This window comes from Sporomusa acidovorans (genome assembly GCF_900101845.1).
In the GTDB taxonomy this organism is placed as follows: Bacteria; Bacillota; Negativicutes; order Sporomusales; family Sporomusaceae; genus Sporomusa; species Sporomusa acidovorans.
Genome location: NZ_FNAM01000011.1, coordinates 1 through 24,001, shown reverse-complemented (window position 1 = coordinate 24,001; position 24,001 = coordinate 1). Strand labels below are relative to the sequence as shown.

19 protein-coding genes and 3 riboswitches are annotated in these 24,001 nt (G+C 45.1%); of the genes, 17 read left to right on the top strand and 2 right to left on the bottom strand.

The features are described from left to right. Positions 1–117 precede the first annotated feature (117 nt). Complete coding sequence (locus tag BLR65_RS09585; RefSeq protein ID WP_245692659.1) at positions 118–3,519, top strand: UvrD-helicase domain-containing protein; 3,402 nt, start codon at positions 118–120, stop codon at positions 3,517–3,519. A gap of 53 nt (positions 3,520–3,572) precedes the next feature. Further along, entirely contained in the window at positions 3,573–4,070 is a 498-nt protein-coding gene (locus tag BLR65_RS09580; RefSeq protein ID WP_093793977.1) for a GNAT family N-acetyltransferase, read from the top strand. Between the two features lie 190 nt (positions 4,071–4,260). On the opposite strand, the gene BLR65_RS09575 is transcribed toward BLR65_RS09580, so the two are convergent. Further along, positions 4,261–4,758 (bottom strand): GNAT family N-acetyltransferase, encoded by a 498-nt coding sequence (locus BLR65_RS09575; protein ID WP_093793976.1) that lies wholly within the window; start codon positions 4,756–4,758, stop codon positions 4,261–4,263. A gap of 989 nt (positions 4,759–5,747) precedes the next feature. Here BLR65_RS09575 and BLR65_RS09565 point away from each other — a divergent pair. The 7 genes from BLR65_RS09565 to BLR65_RS09535 all read left to right on the top strand — a co-directional run bounded on the left by BLR65_RS09565 (position 5,748) and on the right by BLR65_RS09535 (position 12,217). After that, positions 5,748–6,254: a hypothetical protein gene (locus BLR65_RS09565; protein WP_176772719.1), complete on the top strand. Its 507-nt coding sequence runs from the start codon at positions 5,748–5,750 to the stop codon at positions 6,252–6,254. Between the two features lie 266 nt (positions 6,255–6,520). Continuing rightward, complete coding sequence (locus BLR65_RS09560) at positions 6,521–7,366, top strand: MurR/RpiR family transcriptional regulator (protein WP_093793973.1); 846 nt, start codon at positions 6,521–6,523, stop codon at positions 7,364–7,366. Between the two features lie 17 nt (positions 7,367–7,383). After that, the gene (locus BLR65_RS09555) at positions 7,384–8,418 is read left to right on the top strand and encodes an alcohol dehydrogenase catalytic domain-containing protein (protein ID WP_093793972.1); all 1,035 of its coding nucleotides are present in this window, start codon (positions 7,384–7,386) and stop codon (positions 8,416–8,418) included. A 126-nt stretch (positions 8,419–8,544) separates the two neighbouring features. Further along, complete coding sequence (locus BLR65_RS09550) at positions 8,545–9,363, top strand: class I fructose-bisphosphate aldolase (RefSeq protein ID WP_093793971.1); 819 nt, start codon at positions 8,545–8,547, stop codon at positions 9,361–9,363. A 42-nt stretch (positions 9,364–9,405) separates the two neighbouring features. Then, positions 9,406–10,404 carry a 5-dehydro-2-deoxygluconokinase gene (iolC, locus tag BLR65_RS09545; protein WP_093793970.1) on the top strand — a complete coding sequence of 333 codons (999 nt, stop codon included), beginning with the start codon at positions 9,406–9,408 and terminating at the stop codon, positions 10,402–10,404. Between the two features lie 53 nt (positions 10,405–10,457). Further along, a complete protein-coding gene (locus BLR65_RS09540) occupies positions 10,458–11,804 on the top strand; it encodes an MFS transporter (RefSeq protein WP_093793969.1) in 1,347 nt (448 codons plus the stop codon). Positions 11,805–11,998: 194 nt separating this feature from the next. Then, positions 11,999–12,217 (top strand): hypothetical protein, encoded by a 219-nt coding sequence (locus BLR65_RS09535; RefSeq protein ID WP_143122543.1) that lies wholly within the window; start codon positions 11,999–12,001, stop codon positions 12,215–12,217. Positions 12,218–12,253: 36 nt separating this feature from the next. Here the strand turns inward: BLR65_RS09535 and BLR65_RS09530 are convergent, their stop codons facing one another. Continuing rightward, on the bottom strand, positions 12,254–13,453 hold the full coding sequence (locus BLR65_RS09530; RefSeq protein ID WP_093793967.1) for an MFS transporter: 1,200 nt from the start codon (positions 13,451–13,453) through the stop codon (positions 12,254–12,256). A 124-nt stretch (positions 13,454–13,577) separates the two neighbouring features. Here BLR65_RS09530 and BLR65_RS09525 point away from each other — a divergent pair, with 124 nt between their 5' ends. From BLR65_RS09525 to BLR65_RS09500, 8 genes are all read left to right on the top strand, one after another. Continuing rightward, complete coding sequence (locus BLR65_RS09525; protein ID WP_093793966.1) at positions 13,578–13,916, top strand: GntR family transcriptional regulator; 339 nt, start codon at positions 13,578–13,580, stop codon at positions 13,914–13,916. Beyond that, entirely contained in the window at positions 13,885–14,931 is a 1,047-nt protein-coding gene (locus BLR65_RS09520) for an aminotransferase-like domain-containing protein (RefSeq protein ID WP_093793965.1), read from the top strand. The genes BLR65_RS09525 and BLR65_RS09520 overlap by 32 nt, the downstream gene beginning before the upstream one ends. A 506-nt stretch (positions 14,932–15,437) precedes the next feature. Further along, positions 15,438–16,505: an XRE family transcriptional regulator gene (locus BLR65_RS09515; RefSeq protein WP_093793964.1), complete on the top strand. Its 1,068-nt coding sequence runs from the start codon at positions 15,438–15,440 to the stop codon at positions 16,503–16,505. 1 nt (position 16,506) lies between these two features. Continuing rightward, positions 16,507–17,028: a PIN domain-containing protein gene (locus BLR65_RS09510; protein ID WP_093793963.1), complete on the top strand. Its 522-nt coding sequence runs from the start codon at positions 16,507–16,509 to the stop codon at positions 17,026–17,028. Positions 17,029–17,348: 320 nt separating this feature from the next. Further along, positions 17,349–17,532: riboswitch (cobalamin riboswitch) on the top strand. A 129-nt stretch (positions 17,533–17,661) separates the two neighbouring features. After that, the gene (locus BLR65_RS29675; RefSeq protein ID WP_169716996.1) at positions 17,662–17,814 is read left to right on the top strand and encodes a hypothetical protein; all 153 of its coding nucleotides are present in this window, start codon (positions 17,662–17,664) and stop codon (positions 17,812–17,814) included. A gap of 21 nt (positions 17,815–17,835) precedes the next feature. Next, positions 17,836–18,024, top strand: a riboswitch (cobalamin riboswitch). 168 nt (positions 18,025–18,192) lie between these two features. After that, positions 18,193–18,391: riboswitch (cobalamin riboswitch) on the top strand. A 213-nt stretch (positions 18,392–18,604) separates the two neighbouring features. Beyond that, the gene (locus BLR65_RS09505) at positions 18,605–19,069 is read left to right on the top strand and encodes an OmpH/Skp family outer membrane protein (RefSeq protein WP_093793962.1); all 465 of its coding nucleotides are present in this window, start codon (positions 18,605–18,607) and stop codon (positions 19,067–19,069) included. A gap of 5 nt (positions 19,070–19,074) precedes the next feature. After that, entirely contained in the window at positions 19,075–19,200 is a 126-nt protein-coding gene (locus tag BLR65_RS31355) for a hypothetical protein (RefSeq protein WP_281241510.1), read from the top strand. A 96-nt stretch (positions 19,201–19,296) separates the two neighbouring features. After that, entirely contained in the window at positions 19,297–23,688 is a 4,392-nt protein-coding gene (locus BLR65_RS09500) for a TonB-dependent receptor domain-containing protein (RefSeq protein WP_093793961.1), read from the top strand. Positions 23,689–24,001: the final 313 nt, after the last annotated feature.

Genomic DNA, 24,001 nt, shown 5'->3' with positions numbered 1-24,001 from the left:
TCGAATTTTACTCCGGATGGCATCAGGACGATGAATGAAGTTGCTAGCGTCATGCTTGGCAGGAGTTTTGTCATGTGGGTGAGAATGTAGAATGGTAAGATCTTCCGGGTGCTCTGCATGATTGCCGGATTCCAGGAAAACGGAGGTATTATGATGTTTATCGCTGATTTTCATATACATTCGAAATACTCAAGGGCTACCAGCCGGGAGTGCGTGCCGGAAATGCTTGCCTATTGGGCGTTGCGCAAAGGACTCCACGTTATTGGTACGGGGGATTTCACACACGCGGCTTGGCGGGAGGAATTAGAGGAAAAACTCGTTCCTTCGGGAGAGGGACTTTATACCCTCAAACCAGAGTTTTGCCAGGCCGATAACGTTGCCGGAACGGCTAGCAGGCCGCAATTTATCGTCTCCGGCGAGATCAGTTCCATATACAAAAAGAACGGCCGGGTGCGCAAGGTTCATAATCTGATTCTGCTGCCGGGCTTGGAACCGGCGGCAGCGATAGCCCGCAGGCTGGAGGCCATCGGCGGCAATCTGCACTCGGACGGCAGGCCGATCCTGGGGCTTGACAGCCGGGATTTATTGGAGATCGTACTTGACACCTGTGCGGAGGCTATCTTTATTCCCGCCCACATTTGGACGCCGCATTTCTCCCTTTATGGTGCTTATTCCGGTTTTGACGATATCCGGGAGTGTTTCGGCGACCTTACCGGCTGCATCTACGCCCTCGAAACGGGATTGTCCTCGGATCCGCCCATGAATTGGCGGCTTTCCGCGCTGGATAACTTTACGCTGGTTTCCAATTCGGACGCCCATTCCCCGGCCAACCTGGCCCGGGAAGCCAACCTGTTCGATACGGAAATTTCGTATCCTTGTATGCTGCAGGCGTTAAAAAACCACGGTACGAAAGAATTTTACGGTACAATAGAGTTTTTCCCGGAAGAAGGCAAATATCATTACGACGGGCATCGGCATTGCAAGGTGTGTTGGCAGCCTGCCGCGACAAAAGCGGCGGACGGGATCTGCCCAGTATGTGGCGGCAAGATTACCGTCGGCGTACTGCATCGGGTAGAGGCGCTGGCTGACAGGTCCGAAGGCTTTATCCCGCCGGGCGCCAAGCATTTTGAAAGTCTTATTCCCCTGTATGAGATCATCGCTTCCTCCATAGGCGCTACTGCCAGCAGTATGAAGGTAAAGCGAAAATATGATCATCTGCTGCAGGATCTCGGCCCGGAGCTGTTTATTCTTCGGGAGGCACCGCTTACGGATATTAAATTAGCCGCAGGTCCCTGCATTGCCGAAGGCATCCGCAGGTTGCGAGACGGCCGGGTCGATATACAGCCCGGATTTGACGGTGAATACGGTAAAGTAAAAGTACTGGACAAAAGCGAAATAGATAAGATTTCCGGCCAACTCTGTCTCATGAATGATCCAGTTCCCGCTGCTACAAATATTGATCGCGTAAAACCGGCAATACCGGAACCGGTTGCCGGCACAGCGGCTCCCTATCGGGAAACGGAGCTGGCACGGAACTTGGCGGCCGCCAGCTTGCCGGAAAATAGCAATGCTGCGAAACAAGTTGCCGCAGACTTTCCCTACGGACTGAATCAGGAACAGTGGGAAGCCGTTGCCGCCACTGAGCCGGCAATTGCAGTCATTGCCGGACCGGGAACCGGAAAGACCAAAACCCTGGTATGCCGTATTGCCTATCTGGTGGAACAGTGCGGCATACCGCCCGGAGAGATTACCGCCGTTACGTTTACCAATAAAGCGGCGCAGGAGATGCGTCAGCGACTGGAACAGCATTTCGGGAACAAGCGGACAGCCGCTGCTATGACCATCGGCACATTTCATGCTATCTGCCTGCGGCTGCTGTCCCGATGGCGGGGCAAGGACAACATTACAATCATTGATGAATACAACGCTCTTGCCATTATGGAAGAAATAGTGAAAAACTTAGAGGTAAAGGTTTCTGCCCGGGATGCCCTGAAGGAATTTTCGCTGCTAAAAAATAGTTTACCGTCGGCGGGTGATGAAAAAAAGTCAGAGGCCTTGGCCAGGGTGTACGAGGCATATTGTTCGCAGCTTAAGAACTACAATGTGCTGGACTATGATGACATCCTCCTCGAAGTGCTTCAGCGCTTTGCTGAGGATAATACCGGGGGTATGCCCGGAGAAAGTCCGGAACATTTCTGCTCCCACCTGCTTGTGGATGAGTTCCAGGATATCAACGAACTGCAATACAGCCTGATCAAAGAATGGGGCAGGAAAAGCAAGAGTATTTTTATTATTGGTGATCCCGACCAATCGATTTACGGCTTCCGTGGTTCGGATTTTCGTTATTTTGCCAAGTTTACGAAAGCGTTCCCCACTATCCGCAACGTTCGGCTGACGCAGAATTACCGTTCAACGCCGGAAGTTATCGCTGCCGCCCGGGAGGTAATCACTAAAAAGACGGCGGGAGAGGGTACTTATTCACTTGCTGCCACCAGAAAAAACGGCACCCAAGTGCGTCTGGTGGAAACCAATGATGAATTTTCCGAGGGAATTTTTGTCGCCAAAGAAATTAACCGGCTGGTGGGCGGTATCGACATGCTTGATACCCAGACGCGGGCGGCAGCCCACGGAGCCAAGTCTGCGGCCGGAAAACCAAGAGGCTTTGCCGATATTGCCGTATTGTACCGCACCAATCGTCAGGCAGCGGTTTTGGAACAGTGCTGCCAAAAAGAAGGGATTCCCTATGTAGTTGCCGGAAGGGATGAGTTTCTCGCCGAAAGATTAGTCCGTGAGACGCTGGCGTTCTTTAAATTTTTGCTTAACCCCAGGGATATCACTTCCCTGCTAATCTGTCTCAAAGCAAGAACCATCAATTCACCGGAATTCAATTTTGCCATTCTGAACCGTTATGCCGCCGGCAAACAAAACATCCCGTCGCTTGAGAGGCTGTTGGCAGAGATTCCGGGGCCGGTCGATAAAACGGACGATCTTCGAAATTTCGTAGACATGCTGAAGAAATATAAAGCAATTATCCATACGGAAAAGCCCTCGCAAATTATTGCTGCCTGGATCAGCGATAATCACCTGTCAGATGTACAGTGTATGGAGCTGTTTTTACATACAGCGCTTACCCATAGCAAAATGTCCTCCTTTATGCAAAATCTCGCGCTCGGCCGGGAAAGTGATATTGTCCGCTGCGGCAGTAAGGTGTATTCGCCGGAATCGGTTACCTTAATGACCATGCATGCGGCCAAGGGCTTGGAATTTCCGGTAACGTTCATTTGCGGCGTAAACGACGGCCTGATCCCTTTGCGCAGCAGCAATGCCGGCTGTGACACGGATGAAGAAAGGCGGCTTTTCTATGTCGGTATGACAAGGGCCCGGGACGAACTTATTCTTTTGACATCCCGGACACCGTCACCGTTCGTGGCCGATATAGCCGGCGGGCAACTTAGCAGGGAGAATGCCGTTAAATCAAAGCCGGTGCCGCATTATAAGCAGGACAGTCTATTTGATTGATAACGACAGTAATGTATAAATATATATTTTTATATGGAAATAAGGAGACGTTTATGGAAGAAGTAACGGTTAGAGGGGTTTGTCCCGAAGATTTGGAACGTGTCACTGCCGTCGAGGCTGTGTGTTTTCCGGCTGCCGAAGCGGCGACGCGGGAATCATTCCAGGAGAGAATTGCGGCTTTTCCCGAGTACTTTTTTGTCGCTGAAGTACAAAGAGGTTTGATTGGGTTTATTAATGGCTGTGTCACCAACAGTCCGGTGATTTTTGATGAAATGTTCCATAGTACAAGCTATCATATACCTAATGGCGAAAATTTAACTGTATTTGGGCTGACCGTAATTCCGGAATACCGCAAGCAGGGGGTTGCAGCTCAGCTTATGCAGCATTTTATCCAGACAGCTAAAAATACGGGTAAAAGAAAAGTCATTTTGACATGTAAGGAAAGATTGGTTCCTTACTATGAATCATTTGGCTATGCATATGACGGAATTTCCGCGTCAACGCACGGTGGCGCGCAATGGTTTGATATGACGCTTGTACTAAAACCATAATATGGAAGGTGATGCCGGCAGTGATATCGGCTGGGGCTTTTATGAGGAATTGATGGAAATCTATTATTCTTATTTTGACGATGATGATAAATAAAACCGGATTGAGGACTCCAATGATTCCGCCAGCTTTGACAACTATGACGGTGGAGGAGATGATTTTGGCGGGTTTGATTCTTAGAAGAATATCTTATCAGGAAATTATTTTTTGATAAGCAACAACATCAAGGAGTAGCCCAAATTTTTGTCCTACCTCATTGTAGTGAGCACACTGACTATACCCATTTTTTTCAAATAACCGGATGCTTTCCTCGTTTTGGCCGCATATAGTGGCTACAAGTACATGTAAACCTTGTTTTTTAGCATATTTTTCAATATATTTGACAGCCATGCTACCGAGACCTTTGCCAATATAGGCCGGCTTTAAATATACTGTAACCTCAGCAGTTCCATCATATGCTTCTCTTTTTTTATGCTGAGTTATGAGAACATACCCACAAATCTCAGTTTCTTCGCAAATTACAAATGCCTTATATTTTTCGTTATTGAAAAATACGATTTCGCGCATTTCTTCCCGCTTCAACGGCCGCGAGTGAAAAGTCGCCGTAGTATTTAAGACATAGTGAGTATAAATTTGCAACACCTCATCAAGATATTCTTCTTTCATTTCACTAAAATAATATTTTTTCATGTTGGAATTCCTCCTTGGAAGATTTTTGGTAATAAAAAAGCACCGACAATAAACGGTGCTTTGAACATCTTTGGTCAAATAACCGATAGACCAGAATTACATTCTCAATAATATTGGTTTTATTAATCGAAAAACCGATAATAGTAGAAGTTTCTTCAGATGCGGTGTAGAAATAATTGCATGTTGGATCAAAAGTTAGATTAAAGACTTTATTATTAATATTTGGCTTGATTTTTTATCGAAACGGTTTTTTTATCTTTATTTAGTACATAAGCAAAAGTACTTAAAGAATTTATTGCCATAGAAACTTCGATTGTGTTAGCAATTATCGTAGTAACAGGAGAATCTAAGGCACCTGATGAAGAATCAATTCATTATTTGTTTTATTTGTTAACATACCAGTTGTTGGGTCAATCAAAAAAACGGAAATAAATGGACTGTTTGAGTTTAGAACTAAGCTTAGAAGAACTCAACTGCTATTTTTAGATTGTATTGACTTAGTTAAATCTACGATGAACTTTAAAATAACGCCATATAGAATATATAACGGAAAGCTATAGTAATGTTTCCAGGTTATCAACTCATAGATACCTAGCCATACTAAAAAGGGTTCGGCGATAAAACTAAAAAACGCTGACATGATAACGATAGCAATTAAGAAGGAAGACCACTTTGAATTGTATTGATAAATTAACATATATGTTATAGGTAACACACTTGTGTCTACTAAGACAAATAATAAAAGCCACCACTTCCAAGTAAAGAGAGTATACTGTACCCAGAGGTTGTAAGTGTATTGCAGGTATATCGAATGGTTTTCAGCAATTTGTTGTTGCAATTCTCTCAAGTGATCCCCCCCTCGGTAGCGACATACAGATACCATTTATTATACCGATATCTACTTATAATTATTAAGGTAGGAGGTGTTAGTAGAAGGTTTATTCGAGAGTCAAGGATAACTATTATAGTTATGTATAATACTAACTACGGTGATTATTGTGCGTAAAAATATAATACAGCAGGTCGGTATGTACCCAAAACCTTGGATTTCATTTTTATGGTCAGCTATGTTTCCAGGATTCGGGCAATTATATAATCGGGATTATATAATGGGAATAACTCTCTTGATACTTGAAACTGTAATTAATTATATGGCAAAGCTTAATTTATGTATTTATTATGTTTTTAATGGAGATTTTGAGCAAGCTCTTAAAAATATCGACTTTCAATGGATACTATTCTATCCTGCTATTTGGTCTTTTAGTATGTGGCAAGCGTATGATTATGCGGTGGCGATTAAAACTTACCATGAGTTTAGTGGTATGCCAAAACAGCAAAGAAGTAATAATGCTGGTGCATTTATCGGGTTAAATCTTGGTTTGTTATTTGGTACATTGTGGCACCACCAATTAATCATCTTTTGGGGATTGGGTATGGGAGCAGCCGGTTTTATCGTAGGCTATTACATAGAAAAAGTACTTCGGTGCAAACGGTAGATAAAAGGGCGCATATGACACTATATTGAGTATTTACTTAATTATGTATTATTTTTAGTTAGTCAAGTCCACGACTACAGGAAGCAACCTATGGTATGAGCCGCCGGATAACAAGCTATACAACACATGAAATTAAATTTCAATAAAAATCGCGAATTATTGACATTAATTTTCTGAAATGATATAATTATTATAAATTATCGGACAATTTCCTGAATCAGGAGAAAACATGCCGTATAAAGGCGTCCGCCAAGAGAGGTAATATTGTGAGTATACCGGCCATTACCGCTATTAAAAATCAGTTGCCGTCTCTGACCGAAGCAGAGTCCAAAATAGCACATTATATTTTAAATAATGTTGAAGATATCATTTACCTTACCGTGGGGGAGTTGGCTTCGCGGGCTGACTCGAGTGAGGCAACGGTTGTGCGTTTTTGCAAATCGGTAGGTTATAAGGGCTTTCAGGACCTTAAAATTAATTTTGCCAAATATATCGTTAATCCTCAGAAAGTTATTTTGGAAGATTATGACGTTAATGATACTCTTAGGGTGATTAAGCGCAAGGTATTTCAATCACGAATACAGGCTATTTCCGATACATTGGCTGTGCTTAATGACGATGAATTTGAGCGTGCCGTCGCTGCCATTAACACGGCTAACAGGCTGGAATTCTACGGAACGGGCGCATCCGCATATGTAGGTATAAACATGAAGCATCAGTTCCTCAAAATCGGCAAGAAGTGCGGGACAGAGTTGGATACGGATACCCAGGCTATTTCTGCCAGCTTACTGGGGCCGGGTGATGTGGCAATAGGTATATCCCATACCGGCAGCAGCGTGCAGACTATCCGTTGCTTGCGGCTTGCCAAAGAAGTTGGTGCCACAACGATTGCCCTGACTAACCAGGCTAAGTCGCCAATACTGAAGGTGAGCGACATTGTTCTTTTTACCGCCGCTAAGGAAACCAATTACAAATACGAGGGATCGGCTTCACGGCTGGCAGAGTTTACCGTGCTTGACGCTTTGTTGATCGCCTATACTATGAACAGGTATGAGGAATGCAAAAACGCCATGTATATTACCCGTAGCGCAACTTCGGACGGAAAAATTTAAATTCAAAAAGGAATTATATGAAAAAGATAGTTTTATCCAATCCAAATGAATTTAGATTGGAAATTTCCCCGCCTCCTGGAATTGAAGCCGATGAATTGCTGATAAAGGTTGCCTATTGCGCTATTTGTGCGACAGATATAAGAATACTGGAAGGTAAAAAAACGAAAGGCGTTTCTTATCCCCGGGTTGTCGGCCATGAAATCAGCGGAACTATTTATGAAGTTGGTAATCAGGTCACCTTGTTTCGACCCGGTGACCGAGTAAGTGTCGCACCAATTATTGCCTGCGGACACTGTCGGAATTGTCTTTGCGGGCGAGAAAATCTTTGTCTCAATCGTTCGACGATTGGCTATGACATTGACGGCGGTTTCGCCGGCTATATCCGGATTCCGGCGGTTGCCGCCACAAAAAAAAATATATTCGTAATTCCCCGTCATTTGTCCTTTAAAGAAGCTGCGTTAATTGAACCATTGGCCTGCTGTTTAAACGGCAATAATAAGGCTGATATCGGTCAAGGTGATCATGTCTTAATCGTCGGTGCAGGAACCATTGGGCAGTTTCATGTTCTGCTGAGCAAGTTGCGTGGAGCTAATTTTGTGGTTGTCAGTGATTTATTGGAATATAGAAGAGCGAAAGCACTTACTACAGGCGCTGATCGGGCGATAAACCCGGCGGTAGAGAATATTTTGGATGTTGCCCAAAAGAATGGGGTAGATGGTTTTAACAAAATAATTTTTGCTTGTGCCGCAACCTCTGAAATTAACAATCTGGTAAATTGCTGCGCAAAGGGTGGTACTGTTGTTCTATTCAGTGGTTTTCCCGACAGAGGTTTGGGCAATATCGACCTAAACGCTCTGCATTATAAGGAAATTCAACTAGCCGGTTCGTCAGGGTACACACAGAAAAATTATGCAGATGCCTTTTCGTTAGTAAGTGACGGTAAGATTGACGTCAAACCGTTTATCAGTGCCGTCTATACAATCGACGATTTTGTAGATGCGTACCAAAAACAAAAGAGCGGCAGTGAGTTTAAAATATTAATTAAGTCGTAGCCTGTCATGGCGGACTTGTTTTTTTGCCACTATTGAAATTAAATTTCAAATAATTATCAATAAAATTAAAAATATATTTTAGTATATTAGCCGATTTCAAACTCGGCAAATAATAAGGAGGTCAACATGAGTTTTTTGGGTAAAGAAGTACGAATGAACAGGCTGCTAAGCAAAAGGGACGGTCGCTATCTGGGGATAACGGTTGACCATGCAATGGCACGGGGCGTTATGCGGGGGCTTGATACGATTGAAGACACGCTTGCCAAATTAGTAGCCGGAGAACCGGATGCGCTAACAATGCACAAGGGACTTGCTGAAAAGTGTTATGCCAAGCATGCCGGTAAAATCCCGCTTGTCGTTAAGTGTTCAACCTTTTCGCCCTATCAGCCGGACTTGGATACTGTTGTCGGTGATGTGGAAGAGGCTGTTCGCCTTGGAGCCGATGCTGTTTCCGTCGGCTGCATAGTATGTGGGGATACTCAACCCGCTCAAGTGGCAGCACTGGGGAAGATGGCCAAGGATGCGGCTTCTTTTGGTATGCCGCTGGTTGCCCATATATATCCGCGGGGGAACCAGATTGCGAAAGACTGCTATTACAAGGCAGAGTATGTTATGTACGCGGCCCGGCTTGGTGCCGAATTAGGGGTAGATATTGTCAAAACCAGTTATACCGGCGACCCGGAAAGTTTTGCCAAAGTGGTACAGGCTTGTCCGGCCAAGGTTGTTGTGGCCGGTGGAAGTCCAGGTAAAGACCTGGAACATTACTTTCAGATGGCATATGATGTTGTCGACGCTGGAGCGATTGGCGTTACCTTTGGCAGATTTGTCTTTCAGTACGGAGATCCGGCCTCGCTAATAAAGGCCATTTCTTCAATTATTCACGGCAAAAACTCGGTTAAAGAGGCGCTAGATTTATTGGCGTACCTGGAAAACGAGAAGAAATAAAACCACGAATGTTGTTATTTCAAAAGTATGGGAGGGATAAGGATGAGTCTACAATTTGACCAGGCAAAACCTATGGATGTAGTGGCAATGGGCCGGGCCACAATCGACATTTATGCCAACGAGACCGGCCCACTGGAAGAAGCGGTTACTTTTACCAAATATGTTGGTGGGTCGCCGGCGAACACGGCAGTGGCCATGAGCAATATGGGGTTGAAGGTTGGCTATATCGGCAAGGTGTCCGACGATCAGTTTGGCCGGTATATTAGGCAGTATCTTGAGAAAAAGGGGATTGATACTTCGCATATTGCCATTGATAAAAGTGGGGCACGGTCAGGTATAACGATAGGGGAAATCAAATCACCGACCGAATGTAACTGTTTGGTATACCGGCAAAACGTTGCCGACCTTAATATTTCCTGCAGCGAGATTGATGAAGAATACATCAGTAAATTTAAGGCGGTCCTGATTTCGGGAACATCCCTGTCGTATAGTCCTGCGCGGGAAGCGGTTTTCTTAGTGATGGAATTTGCCAGACGCAACGGTGTGCGAATTGTATTTGATCCTGATTATCGCGAGGGGACTTGGAATTCTGATGCCGAAGCGGCCATTTACTATATGCTGGCAGCCGAAAAAGCTGACATGGTGGTTGCAACCCGCGATGAATACGACAAAATGGAATCTTTGCTTATGCAAGGAAAATCCGACGACAAATTGACGGTAAAAAATCTGCTTTCCCGGAATGTTAAGCTGGTTTCGATCAAGCATGGCAAAATGGGGTCGACAATCTACACTGCCGACGGCAAGGTCTATGCCGGAAAACCGTACCCGGCAAAGGTGGTGAAAACCTTTGGGGCGGGTGATGCCTATGCAGGGACCTTCATGTTTGGCCTGATTTCCGGCAAGACCATTGATGAGTCGCTGAAATATGCGTCGGCAGCCTCGGCCATTACTATCGGAGGGCACAGCTGCTCTGATTCCACGCCGACAAAGTGCGAAGTTGAAGCGTTCATTACTGCTTATGACAGGGTAAAGAATGACTGAGCTGTTTCCCTGATTCTTAGCTATTAATAATACATCTTATGGGAGGAATTTAGATGACAAATCCTGTTGTTGGTACATCAGTTCCCCGTGCTACGCGCTTTCGCTGGGTAGTCCTGGCAATCATTTTTATTACGTACACAATTAACTTTGCCGATCGCAGTAATGTAGGCGTATTAATTCCGTTTCTGAAAAACGATTTTCCTATTAGTAACTTTGAGGCAGGGGCGATAATGAGCTTTTTCTTCCTCGGATATGCAGTATCTCAAATTCCCGCCGGTCTCTTTTACAGCCGCTATGGTGTCCGGGGCCTGGCCACATTATCGATCTTCGGCTTTTCGTTTATTACCTTTTTATTAGGGACAGTAAACTCGATTGTAAGTATGAAGTGGCTGAGGTTTGTTTTGGGTATTGCCGAAGGGCCTACGCCCGTAGGCATGACGTCAACTATAAACAATTGGTTCCCGTCTCAGGAAAAAGCGACGGCAACCGGACTCGGTTATATCGGGGCAACAATGTTTGCACCGATTATTGTTCCCATGATTTCTGTATGGATTGCCGTTAATTTTGGCTGGCGCTACGTATTTTACTCCTTTGCCATACCCGGAATCGTGATGGCAATCGTCTGGTATATTTATGTACGGAATCGGCCGGAAGAAAGTCCTAACTGTTCTCCCGAGGAACTGCAATATATCCGGGAAAAAAGTGATGGCGGTATAAGCAATACCGACTATAAAGATCTGGGCTGGATTGACCGTTTTATCCGCTTTAAGGAAGTTAAATTAGTAGATAGCAACGCAAAAATTTTTAAGTCCTGGAATGTCGTCGGTGATACCTGCGCATACTTTTTTATGGTTTGCGTGCTGCAGGGACTGCTGACATGGATACCATCCTACCTAGTGACCGCCAAAGGCTATTCCTTCCTAAAAATGGGTTTTGTTGCCTCAGCCCCCTGGATTGGCGGCTTTATTGGGTCAGTGGCCGGTGGCTGGCTATCGGACAAGGTTTTTGACAAGAGAAGAAAGCCCACAATGCTCATTACTGCTCTGGCAACTTGTATCATGATGATTATATTGATAAATGTCCCTGAAAACGTAAGCCTGGTCGCCCTTACTCTGTTTGCTGTCGGATTTATGATCAACGTCGGCTGGCCGGCCTTTACCGCTTATCCAATGGGCCTGACCACTAAAGATACCTATCCGACAGCCATCGCACTGGTCAATAGCGGCGGTAATCTTGGCGGATTTTTTTCACCAATGATAGCCGGGGCTCTTTTGGATAAGTTCCAAAGCTATAACATCGTTTTTTCTTATTTCGCGGTGTCAGCGATAATTGGTTTTATCATAATAATGACCTTGGCAGAACCGAAAAAAACGACAGTAAGTGCTTCATCCGATGCTTGATAGAGATCGAATCAAAAGTCAGAAAGCTAAATAATCGTACTCTTAACCGCATCTTCTGAGGTGCGGTTTTTGCTTTCATATCTATTGGTTGTTTTACAAGTTGGTCAGCTATGTTTCCAGGATTCGGGCAATTATATAATCGGGATTATATAATGGGAATAACTCTCTTGATACTTGAAACTGTAATTAATTATATGGCAAAGCTTAATTTATGTATTTATTATGTTTTTAATGGAGATTTTGAGCAAGCTCTTAAAAATATCGACTTTCAATGGATACTATTCTATCCTGCTATTTGGTCTTTTAGTATGTGGCAAGCGTATGACTATGCGGTGGCGATTAAAACTTACCATGAGTTTAGTGGTATGCCAAAACAGCAAAGAGTAATAATGCTGGTGCATTTATCGGGTTAAATCTTGGTCGATTTATTACGGGTGAGATGCTAAAGTTTACTTCTGCAAAACTAATGGCTGTATATTTTTAACCATCATAAGCACTGGTATGATAGCGCATACGGCAACAATAGCCATAATAACATAAATCCAAATTACGCCAAATGATGAAGCGATGAAGCCAAAAAGCAGAGGAGTAATTATGTTGGTAGTTCCACGGCAAAAGGTATTAATTGCAAAAATATCGTCATAGTTATGTTTTTCTCTAACTGGCTCTGTAATAATCGTTTGGACAACAGGAATTGTGCCTTTTGTTACAATGCCGAGCAAGAGTGAAGCCCCGACAATGATAAAAAGATATTGGCCTATAACAAGAAGCACAAGAAGTAACGCCATCATAACCTCTGATATAACAAATACTTTGCGCATGCCAAATGTATCAACCAATCTTCCACAAGCTACTTTTCCGAGAAAGCAACCAAATGTAAAGGCAAGTGCGAAAGTTCCAATGACTCTTGGGTCAATACCTTTCGCCAAGAGGAGGAAGGGTAAAAAGGTAAAAATTTGGTCGCTCGCCAATGCATCAAGTACGTTTGCACTTATTGGCAGCGCATATTGAGGGTTGCGTAAAAGTGAAAAGGAGGGAATATGGCTTGGTGTTTTTGCTGTGGGCGAGTTTTTTTGATTGATTTTTTCTTTTTTGCAGAAAGAGGAAACATATATATATCCTGAAAATAGCAAAACTCCTAGGCCATATGTTAAACAGACAATTCTCCATCCTGGTACCCCAAACATAGAAAAAGCGGCAATAAAGCCAGCGAGTGAAGCAAAAGGAATTCTTCCAATATCGCCAATAGCGGTAAAATCACCCATAGTTTTTCCAAGTGATTGTCTTTCAGAATTTGATGTAAGATAGGAAAAAGCAACATTATGAAATAAACCATATCCTGCGATTGCTATGATAAAGCAAAATCCAGCAAGATAAATATTGCAGGCAAAAGTATTCATAAAAAATCCCAAGCCGTATAATAACGATATCATGATTAAGGTGCGCAACGCTCCGAATTGTTGCGAAAAGAATTTTGTCAATAATCCTGAAAAAGTACTTACCATAATAGCCAGAGACATAATAATACCAGCAACTTTCTCACTAGATCCAAAAGAGATGATCATGAACGAAAGGAGTATTGGCACACTAGCAAATAGGCCGTCAATGATTATATGAAATATATTAAGCCGGTATTGTTGTTTAAGCATATTTCGGTTACCCCCTAAGGATTCTTTCGCATTGATTTGACACTAAATTCATTATATCCCTAGAAATTCACGGTAACAATTGTGTTATACTCTTACTGTACCGATACAGTTGGGGGTTGAATGTATGAAGAAAGCATACGAGCGAATTGCGGATGACATGGAAACATTCATACAGGAAGGTAGGTTTCGACAGTGTCACAGAGTACCATCTATCCGGGAATTATGTGCTACTTATCAATGTAGTAAAAGTACCGCAGTGAAAGCGTATGACACTTTAAAGAGCAAGCATTTGATCTATTCTGTTCCCCAGAGTGGATGTTATGTTGTGGAGAACCGCCCGAATACAGAACAGAAACATACTGATATAATTGATTTTTCTAGAGGTAATCCGTTGTTTAGTAATATCTACATTCCCGACCTGAAGCACTGTCTTGACCGGGCGGTTGACATGCAGTACAAATAGTTTTGCTGGGCATAAGCTTTACGGTGTTCCTTCTTTAAGAAACCTATTGCCAAAATACTTAGCTAATTTTCAAGTATTCACAGCTACCGATAATATCTTTGTCAATCTGGGTGTTCAGCAAGCTCTCAACATTTTAAACCAAATGCCTTTTCCCAATAAGAAAGACATTATTTTGATTGAACAACCTACATTCAGGTATTATAATAATTTTTTAAAAATTAACGGTGCAAAAATTCTTGGCATACTACGAGATAAAGACGGAGTTGATATAGACTTTTTGGCGGCTCTCTTTAAGAAAGAAAAGATTAAATTTTTTTACACAGTGCCCAGCAGTCATAATCCGTTAGGTACTTGTTACAATAAGGAACAGCGCAAAGCTATCGCGCGACTGGCTGAAAAATACGATGTATATATAGTAGAAGATGATTATTTCGGCGATATCATGTTTGGTAACTATGGAGATCCCATATACTCCTACGGTGATCATAAACATCATATCTACTTGAAAAGTTTCATTAAAATAATACCCTGGATTAGAATTGGTATAACCGTTATTCCATCGCACCTATTACCCATATTTACTGAACATGTAAGGTATTCGTATTACCATTCCTACTTCTCGCCATCTCTGGTGTCTCAATCTACTTTAGAAATCTATATACGCAGCAATCTGTTAAAAAAACATGTATCTTCCGTTAAAGATGAATTGTTTTCAAGGCTTGAATGTCTTAAAACGCATTTTGTTGATGCAGCAAAGCTTGGAATGGAGTGGGTAGGAGGCGAGAGTGGTTTTTATAGCTATCTGAAACTGCCTGACCGCATTAATGAGAGCCAATTTGTGGAAAATCTGAAAAGGCGACAGAGCATTCTAGTTACTCCAGGAATTGATTGTTTCGTTAACAGTCATTATTATAAAAAAGGCATACGCCTTAGCGTGGCACGCACAACAGTGGACGACATTAATAAAGGACTTCCTGAAATTCACAACGAGCTTATGAGGATGTCTTTGTCATGAAGATGGTTATTAGCTAATGCCAGGGACGGCACAGGACGGGGGTGTCGACAACTCCGTCCCCTTGAGCCCTAGAAGAGAACGCCTCGTTGTCCCGGAGCGGGCAACGAGGTAAATGAGTTTCTGCAAAAAGAGAATGAAGGCCTCAATTGACAAATCCTGCAAAATAAATGGATAATTGCAGGATTTTTTATATTTTACTGGTAAATACAGTATTAAAAGGTATTTATGATTTTTCAAAGGTTAGATGTTTCGGAGCGCCTAGGCCATAGTACGGTAGCTATGAGACAAGATACCTACGCCCATGTTTTGCCGGAAATGCAAGAAGCCGTTAAAGTGTTAGACGGCATGTTTACTAAGGAAGTTAATGCTCAAAGAAAAAACAAAACCAGCTAAATGGTTTTGTTTTTTAATTTTAATAATTTTAGTTTAAAAATATAAAATTATAACGATATTGAATATATTAAACTGTGAGTGTAAAATATAATTAAACAAGGAGGTTAGCTTTCATGAATATTGGAAAAAGATTATTGTCGGCCAGAAAAGCTGCTCAAATGACCTTGAAAGATGTTGCAGAGCGGATGGGGATGTCTCATACAGCTATAGCAAAATACGAAAAAGATCAAGTCGCACCGAACTCGACAGTATTAATTCAGCTTTCTAAAGTGCTGAAAGTACCGGTTAGCTATTTTTTTGAAGAGCCTACAGTTCAGCTTACTTTGTTGGGATACCGCAAGCGAAATAAACTGACTAAGGGTGAGATGGATGCAATTTTAGAAAAAGCGCTTGATTGGGCAGAAAAATACCAAGAATTGGAGGAGTATTTAGAAATCGGAGAACAAGATATCAACTTTCAGGCGGCAGTATGTAGTTTGAATTTTCCGATTACCGAGCTTGATCAATTAGAAGAATTCGTACCGAAATTCCGTGAGAGGTTACAGATTGGTCAGGATGCCATTGAAGATTTGGTGGAACTATTAGAAGATATTGAGGTCAAAGTATTGTTGATAGACGGACCCGATAAATTTGACGCAGTAAGTTACGTAAACGGAAAGGGTGCCTTTTTAATTGTTACTAATAGTCGGTATCCCTTGGCACGGAGCCGTTTTACCCTAGCGCACGAACTGGGGCATATTGTTTTTCATTTACTTGAACGGCAAAGCTTGGTCAATTGCGAACTAGACGAAGAGAAATTTGCCAACCGGTTTGCAGGGGCTTTTTTAATTCCAGCAATGAGCGCCTATCGGGATATAGGTAAGAAACGGACTAGCTTTGGAAAGCAGGAGTTAATTGAGCTAAAAAGAAAATACGGGCTCAGTATGCAAGCATTAGTTTATCGGGCGAAAGACCTTGGGATTATAACGGAAGATACAGCCAACAAGTTTTTTAGGGAATTTCGCAAGCGTGGCTGGCACAGGATTGAGCCTGACGAGGAATTTAACCAGTTTGTTCCCGAACAGGCGAAGCGTTTTGAACGTCTTGTTGCTCGCGCAGTAGCAGAACAGTGCATCACACAGTCGAAAGCCCGTGAATTTTTATATTATTTACCTAATAGCGAATGCTGTGAGGTAATGTAACGTGGATTCAAACATGCAGAAAAGTGTTGTCTTAATTGTCGATTCATCCATGTGGATGGACTTGTATCAATTTGGACTATTGGAACAAATTGGACAGCTTCCCTATCAGTTAAGAGTTCCCGATTTTGTCTGGGATGAACTGGTCGTTCCGTCAACGGAGGAAGTTGAACAACTGGGGGTTACTATAGAAAGTTTTGATAGTAATGAGATTGTTGCGATACAGAAAATTAGGGCTAAACGCTCCGGTTTATCTGTACCGGATGCCAGCAACATTGTACTTGGATTACGTTGTTTAAATCATTTTAAGGTAGTATATCTTGCTGCGCATGATTCAAAGCTACGTAAGGAAGCGGAAGCACGAGGCTTGTCTTGTAAAGATGGTTTGGATTTGCTTGATGAAATGGTTTTAGCAGGCCATGTAGAAATAGTTGACGCTTTAAAGATTGCACCTGAACTAGCCAGAGGTAAAAAATCTATTAGCCAGCCCAAGGTAAATATGTTGATTGCAAAGTGGATTAAATAAGAGAATACTAGTAGGCTTTATATTTTTTCGATGAAACGCAAAGTATATTTGGTAACCTGCGCTTCTCGATAAAATTTTTTAATTTTTCCCTCTGGATTTGACGATAGTTAATGGCATATACTGGAACGTGAAAATACCCCTATCAATTTTAAGGAAAGCAAATTAAACGTCCCTTTGCTTCTTCGAAATGAAGATTTATTTACCGGTATAGAAATCAAGCAAAACATGAAAGGTGAAAAATGTCAAAATAAAACGAAATAAAACAGAAAAGGTATGACAAAAGGAAAAATTTGTGCTATGATAATGTAAAACAAAGGAAAATCAAATAATTTGGTATAGGTGCCCGTAAGGGCCTAACAGAAAAGCCGGTTTAAGGCCGGCGCGGTCCCGCCACTGTATTGGAGAGCAAAGCCATGATTGTGCCACTGAGACATAACCGTCTTGGGAAGGTTTGGCAGAGCGATGATCCAGAGCCAGGAGAACTGCCTGTATGACAATCACCGTTAGTACCGTGACGACTCTAAGACTGTAAGGAGAATAGCGATAAGATTTTTTGCAAAAAATCCACCGCTGGAATCCGCAAGATAGGGTTAATATGGTAGCAACCTGCGACCGACAGGAAGGGAGATTTGCATGCGTGTGGTATGCCGGCTGTGCCGGCTCAGCGAAGAAGCCTCCTTGTCTACCGGGCAAAGATGGCTTCTTTTTTATTTTGTGGTTATGGATAAGCTTTTTCGGACAAGAGTTTCTGATGAACTGCTGCTCCATTGGGAAGAGCGGATATAGCAGCAGATGCACTAAGTGAATGAAAATTTAGCGGGTACAGGTGCCCTGTCAAGAGGGCTCAATAGGGAAGACCGGTTGAAAGCCGGCGCGGTTTCGCCACTGTAAGCCCGAGTTAGCCCTAAAAGGCCACTGGCAGGAGATAAAGCTGCCGGGAAGGCGGGGCTAACGATGACGGAGAGCCAGGAGAACTGCCTGTACTGACATCCTTGCCGGACCTGCGATCAACAGGGAGAGGATTGGGGGCTTGTGTGAGCATTTATCCTTGCACAAGGCAACGAGCAGCAAAGGAGGGAACCGGAGCAACACATAAAAACGGGCAGGAAACGGACGTTTTTTCCGGCCTGGCAAGGGAGGGAACATAAGACAAAAGCCAAACAACAACATAAAGTGGGGAGAGGTGCCCTTTGGGGCTTAATAGGGAAGACCGGTGCAACACCGGCGCGGTCCCGCCACTGTAACGGGGAGCAAATTTGCAGCAGTACGGCTAACGTACTGGGTCACTGGAGCGCAAGCTTTGGGAAGACGCAAACGAGCGATGAACCGGAGTCAGGAGAACTGCCTGTCCGGCGATCACCATAGCAGCGTGTCAGTCTGCCGTTTTGCGGCGGAGAGCGTGCTGCGGCACCTGCGAGCGACAGGAAGGGGATTACGGCAGCACCTGGAACCCGAATTCCCTCCGGCCTGACATAATCAACTCCTGTAAGGGAGTTTTTTTTATTGCCAGCCGCAGTTGCTAAGCGACCGGGAAGGCGGGACAGTATCGACAATGAACAGGATAGGAGCATAACCAATGAAACAAACCAATACACAAATACGCAAACAAATAACCGCTATCATCGCCGTATTTTTTGCCTTCGGTATAGTTGGTGTATTTATGCCGACAGCAGCTCTGGCCAGCCCGGCGAAAAGCGGACAATCAATCGGCTATGTCAACAGGCAGCAAGTCTTCGCCGGCTACCCCGGCATCCAGGATCTCATGAACCGGATTCAGGCCATGCGGGCCGAGGCGCAAAAAGACTATGACGCCAATGCCAAAGGCCTGCCGCCGGCAGACAAGAAAGCCTACAGCGATAAGCTTGCGCAGCAGGAAGCCCAGCGGGAAGACGAACTGATGAAACCGGTGGGAGACAAAATTGAAGCGGCCATTAAGGCCGTCGCCGCGGAAAAAGGCCTGACCGTGATCCTTGACGCCGGGGCCGTGGTCTACGGCGGCACCGACATCACCGCTGATGTCATTGGCAAGGTGACCCGGTAGCCCACATGCCGGTAGTTACATTGCGGCATCATCCGCCGGCACCTGACGGCAGAATACCCGGTGATGATGCGCAAGGTCTGGGCAGAGGAACAATAAGACACAGAGAAGTAAAAACGCGCAGCAGGCATTGAATGAAACTACCCAGGGCTTGACACAAGACATTTAGAAAAGAAGTCAGCGGCGGCGTACTGCTGATTCAATTAGCAACAGATAGGAGAGAGAAAACCTTGCGGAAACTAAAGAAACGAGACGGCAGAACGAAAAAAAGGCAGGCACTGCTGGCGGCATTGGCAGTGTCGGCCTTGCTCTATACATCGCCGGCATATGCGAGCGCAATTCTGAACGATGCAACACCAGACTTGAAAAATATGAAAAATACGTCCTTTACCATTGGGGCAGGCGAAACAGTGACGACCTGGTCCGGTACCAAGGAACGGCCCAGCGTTTTGAATGTTCAATACAATGGCGATATCGTCGTGTTAGGCGGCGGTATCTGGCGCCCCATGGATGCAACGTCACTTAAATTGGTAAATGGGACTTTTGAACTGTACAAAGATGCCTTAGTGGATATGTCTTATAAATACGGGGAAAACTATCCGGCTAATACTTGGAACCGCAACGATACCCGTAGCGATCGAGGTTTTGTAGCCTACCACGCTATTTTACATGACGGGGCAATTCTGCGCATGAATGTAAACGAAAATGATTATTCGGATAGCTTTATGTTTAATAATCCTCAACTTGCCGCTGGCGAAGATTCCGCCACGGTCAGGGTGCAGATCCGGTATCGTAAATATTTTTGCGGCACCGACTGGGAAGCTAGTCAGGCGAACTATTTGTCGGGCAGCAGCAGTAATATTGTTTCTCTCACTAATTTAGATTCGAATGTGGCCAACAACCTTAATTTTGCAGCAGAATCCTATTATATTGACGATTCACTACACAAGTATCTATTTGTGCCGGAATTAACATCCGTTCCTTCTACTGATCCTTATACTGGCGCTGTTTCTAAATATTACAATATAGACTGGACGGCCACCCGTACCGATCTCATTTCCCAGGGCGTGCTCAGTGCGGCCAATGCCCAGCTGTCGATGCGCAATCTGTGGCGGATGGAAGACGGTCTGTTCTGGAAACGGGGCGAAGACCTGCGCGCCTCCAATGCGCGGGGCCAAAGCGAGGGGGCCGACGGCGCCTGGGCGCAGGTCTGGCGCGGCAAATACAGCTTTGACGGCGCCTACGGTTCCAGCTTTGACCAGAGCTACAACGGTATTCAGGTCGGCTATGACAAACAGCGGGAGGGGAAGATTTTCGGCGGCAAGCTGTATACCGGCCTGTTCCTCAGTATGCTCAATTCGGATGCCGATTTTCACCAGCATAGCATGGAAAGCGGCACCGACGCAGCGCTCTACAGCAGCTCCGCCGGTGATCTAAAGAGCGGCGGCATCGGCCTGTATACCAGCTGGCTCGGCGACAAGGGGCACTATCTCGATCTGACCGTCCGCGGCTCCAAACTGAGCAACAACTATAAATTCTACGACTCGGATGATGAGTTGTATGAAAACGACTACAGCACCTGGGCTTATGGCGCCGGTGTCCGCTACGGCTATCAAAAACAGCTGCCGAACGGCTGGTATCTGGAGCCGCAGGTCGGCCTTACCTACGGCACAATGAAAGCCTATAGTTATACCCAGGCCAATAACATGCGCTATAACCAGGACAAGCTGGAAATGCTCACCGGCCGTATGGGCGTCACCGCCGGCCGGAACTTCACCAACGGTGACCGGAAAGGCAGGGTGTATGTTAAAGCCGCGGTCAACCACGATTTTAAAGACGGCGGCAGTGCGAGCGCCGATGCCATGATTTATAGTTCTTCCTATCAAAAATATGTAGTGGGGTCCAGCATGGCGGTGGATACCCTGGCCGGCCACGACACTTGGTATGAATTTGCCCTGGGCACCAATCTGCAGACAGGCAAAGACAAAAATGCCTTTGTCGAACTGACCAAAACTGTTGGCGGCAAAGTCAATACCGACTGGCAGGTCAACGCCGGTATGTCCTGGCGTTTCAATGGTCCTTCGTCCGTCGAACGGGCGGCCGCGCAGAACGTAGCCTTTGACCGCAGCATGACTGCGCCGGAAGTTTCCCTGGCGGCAAAAGCGGCTGCGAAACCGCAGACAACAACGGCTGTCGGGACAAAGACGGCTGCCGATAAGGCAACGCAAGCAGCGCAACCGGCACAAACCAATAAGACGGTGCAAGACGGTCAGACCATACAGTCCGGCCAAGAAGCTGCCGGAACGGACAAAACAGTTGTCGGTGACAAGCTGACACCGCCGGCTGATCAGGCCGATCAGAAAACACAGGCCAGCCAGGAAGAGCAGGTCAAGACCGGACAAGCCGGTCAGACAGAACCTGCCGGTTTAATGGATACTGATGAACGCCCAACAACCGCTGCCGGTACGGCTGGGCCGGAGACAGCTCCGATTGTTACCGGCGGCAATGAACCCGGCAGCTTCACACTGGCGCCGCTGGTCGTCGAAGCCAAACGTCCTGACTGGGAGAAAAACCTGTCCCCCGGCACCGTCTCGGTTATCCATGTGCCCGAATACAAAGGCGAAATGAAGAACCTCCCTGATCTCCTGCAGACCGTACCGGGCGTCTATGTCCAGCGGCTGAGCGGCACCGGCCACTACGCGGTCGCCAGAGTCCGCGGTTCGAGCGGCGGGCAGGTTAATATCTACATTGACGGTGTACTGGTCAATTCCTCTGCTGACGCAGCCGTTGACCTGTCCACCATTCCTGTTGAAAATGTCGAACGGGTCGAAGTCTACCGCGGCTATGTGCCGGCCCGGTTTGCCGGCTCGCCTTTAGGCGGCGCCATCAATATCGTGACCAAAAAACCGCAGGAAAGCAAAGGCAGCATCTCCACCGGCATGCGTTCTTTTAGCGGCTATACCGGCAATTTGGAACTGACTGCGCCACTTGGCGAGGGAAGTCTGTTGTTTGCTTTAAACCGGGATCAGTCCCAAGGCGATTTTCGCTATGACAAGCACCATCCGTGTGGAGAAGTATCCGATGATGTTACCGAATCCCGCTGGCGGATGAATAACGACTATCATAACACGGATGCCCTCTTAAAATGGCAGGATGACCACTGGTTTGCCAAACTGACTTATAAAAATAACAAAACAAAACTACCTGAATCGGCATATGATTATTATGTAGATATGCCGCTAGACGAGATCAAAAAGCATATTGGAACGTCTGGTAATTATGATAAATATCGGAAACGGTGTCTGGAAACGACCAAGACAGAATTGTCGCTGGGACGGCGACAAACTGCCGGTAACCTGGAATGGGGCTGGAAACTGGATACCTCCTACCAGCATAAAGAAGCTGCTTGTGCTCAGTTTAAACCCGATAGTCTTGCCATGCTTTTTGCAACGGCTGATAACGAGTTCCGCAACCGGCGTTATGAGGGAGCGATCGACGGCAGTTGGAAAATGGGCAAAAATCATCTGGTGGAATTTCTCTTTGATTGTTCCCGGGAGACCATGAAGGTCGACACCAACAATTTTGATGTCTGGCCGCAGAATGACAGTTTTACCGGCGTAATTGATTCTTACAAGCAATATTTCAAAACCGATTACAGTACCAATAACTATTTTTTCCAGGTGCAGGATACCATGACCTTGAACAAGAGCGGCAATCTGTTCTTTACCCCGGTGCTGCGGGGCCAGAAGATGACGATGGATGTGGATTTGGGCGATCCCGATCTTAGAGAATGGAAATACTCCTACGGTCTTGGTCTCAAAAAAGTGCAGAATGACCACTGGACCTTCCGCGGCACCTATGGGACCTATTACAAATTCCCGAACTTCTATGAACTGTTCGGTGACGGTGTTAATGTAAGGTCTCGCTGGGAGGAGTATCGAAGTAAAAAGAGTGATTTTATGCTGGATTCCTATGTCGAGCATGGCACCAGCTGGGATGTCAGCGCCAACTGGCAGGGTAAAGCGTTACAGGCTGACACTGATGTGACGTTGACCTATTTTAACCGGGATGTCAAAAATTTGAGTACCTATGCGCTAGATCCGTATGGCTATGGTTATTATTCTAATCTGGCTGCCGGCAAAATCCAGGGCGTTGAACTGGAGAGCAAAATGAACTGGCAGCGGTGGAACCTGCTACAGTCCGTTACCTGGAACGATTCGTTAATCACCAAAAGCGGCATGTACAATATGGTTACGAAATCGGAATCCCAGGCAGGCAAGCCATTTCCCTGGGTGCCGAAGTGGGAGACCAATACCCGCTTAAGCTATCGCTTCCCCGGTGATAAACTCACCGTCTTTGGCGAATATCATTATCTGGGTAAGACCGGCGTCCATTTTGGCGAAACTTCCGCCCTGTATGACTCGCTCGGTTTGACCAATATCGGTATGAAATATGACTTAAACAGTACAACCAAATTGACCGCCGGCGTCAACGACTTGTTTAACAAAGGTCCTGAACAGTTGTGGCGCAGAACCGGCGCCGGTCCATTGGACGAGATCGGCAATGTATCCTATCCGCAGCAGGGCCGGACGTACTACATGACGGTACAGTATTTCTTCTAAACAGAGACTTCGGCACAACACTGCATTTATTACAGCAACTAGGCCTGGACACTGCTTTGTCCAGGCCTAGTTGCTTATAAAAAACATGGTGACAGGTTAATTGTTTCAGGGGGTAGTGGTAGCATTCGTGTCATGTACTGAAATGTAAAAGGGACATATAGGGACGTTCCTTTTTCGTCCTAAAAATGGTAAAATGTAAAAGAGAGGTGATAAAAATGTCCAGACAGGTCAGAAAGTTAAGCGCTACGGGTTATTACCATATAGTTTTCCGGGGAATAAATCATCAGAGCTTATTTGAAGGGGACAGCGACTT

Bases quoted from the DNA above. Each gene is read 5' to 3' on its own strand.
- BLR65_RS09585 (WP_245692659.1), top strand. From the start codon at position 118: ATGATTGCCGGATTCCAGGAAAACGGAGGTATTATGATGTTTATCGCT.
- BLR65_RS09580 (WP_093793977.1), top strand. From the start codon at position 3,573: ATGGAAGAAGTAACGGTTAGAGGGGTTTGTCCCGAAGATTTGGAACGT.
- BLR65_RS09575 (WP_093793976.1), bottom strand. From the start codon at position 4,758: ATGAAAAAATATTATTTTAGTGAAATGAAAGAAGAATATCTTGATGAG.
- BLR65_RS09555 (WP_093793972.1), top strand. From the start codon at position 7,384: ATGAAAAAGATAGTTTTATCCAATCCAAATGAATTTAGATTGGAAATT.
- BLR65_RS09550 (WP_093793971.1), top strand. From the start codon at position 8,545: ATGAGTTTTTTGGGTAAAGAAGTACGAATGAACAGGCTGCTAAGCAAA.
- iolC (WP_093793970.1), top strand. From the start codon at position 9,406: ATGAGTCTACAATTTGACCAGGCAAAACCTATGGATGTAGTGGCAATG.
- BLR65_RS09540 (WP_093793969.1), top strand. From the start codon at position 10,458: ATGACAAATCCTGTTGTTGGTACATCAGTTCCCCGTGCTACGCGCTTT.
- BLR65_RS09535 (WP_143122543.1), top strand. From the start codon at position 11,999: ATGGCAAAGCTTAATTTATGTATTTATTATGTTTTTAATGGAGATTTT.
- BLR65_RS09530 (WP_093793967.1), bottom strand. From the start codon at position 13,453: ATGCTTAAACAACAATACCGGCTTAATATATTTCATATAATCATTGAC.
- BLR65_RS09525 (WP_093793966.1), top strand. From the start codon at position 13,578: ATGAAGAAAGCATACGAGCGAATTGCGGATGACATGGAAACATTCATA.
- BLR65_RS09515 (WP_093793964.1), top strand. From the start codon at position 15,438: ATGAATATTGGAAAAAGATTATTGTCGGCCAGAAAAGCTGCTCAAATG.
- BLR65_RS29675 (WP_169716996.1), top strand. From the start codon at position 17,662: ATGCGTGTGGTATGCCGGCTGTGCCGGCTCAGCGAAGAAGCCTCCTTG.
- BLR65_RS09505 (WP_093793962.1), top strand. From the start codon at position 18,605: ATGAAACAAACCAATACACAAATACGCAAACAAATAACCGCTATCATC.
- BLR65_RS31355 (WP_281241510.1), top strand. From the start codon at position 19,075: ATGCCGGTAGTTACATTGCGGCATCATCCGCCGGCACCTGACGGCAGA.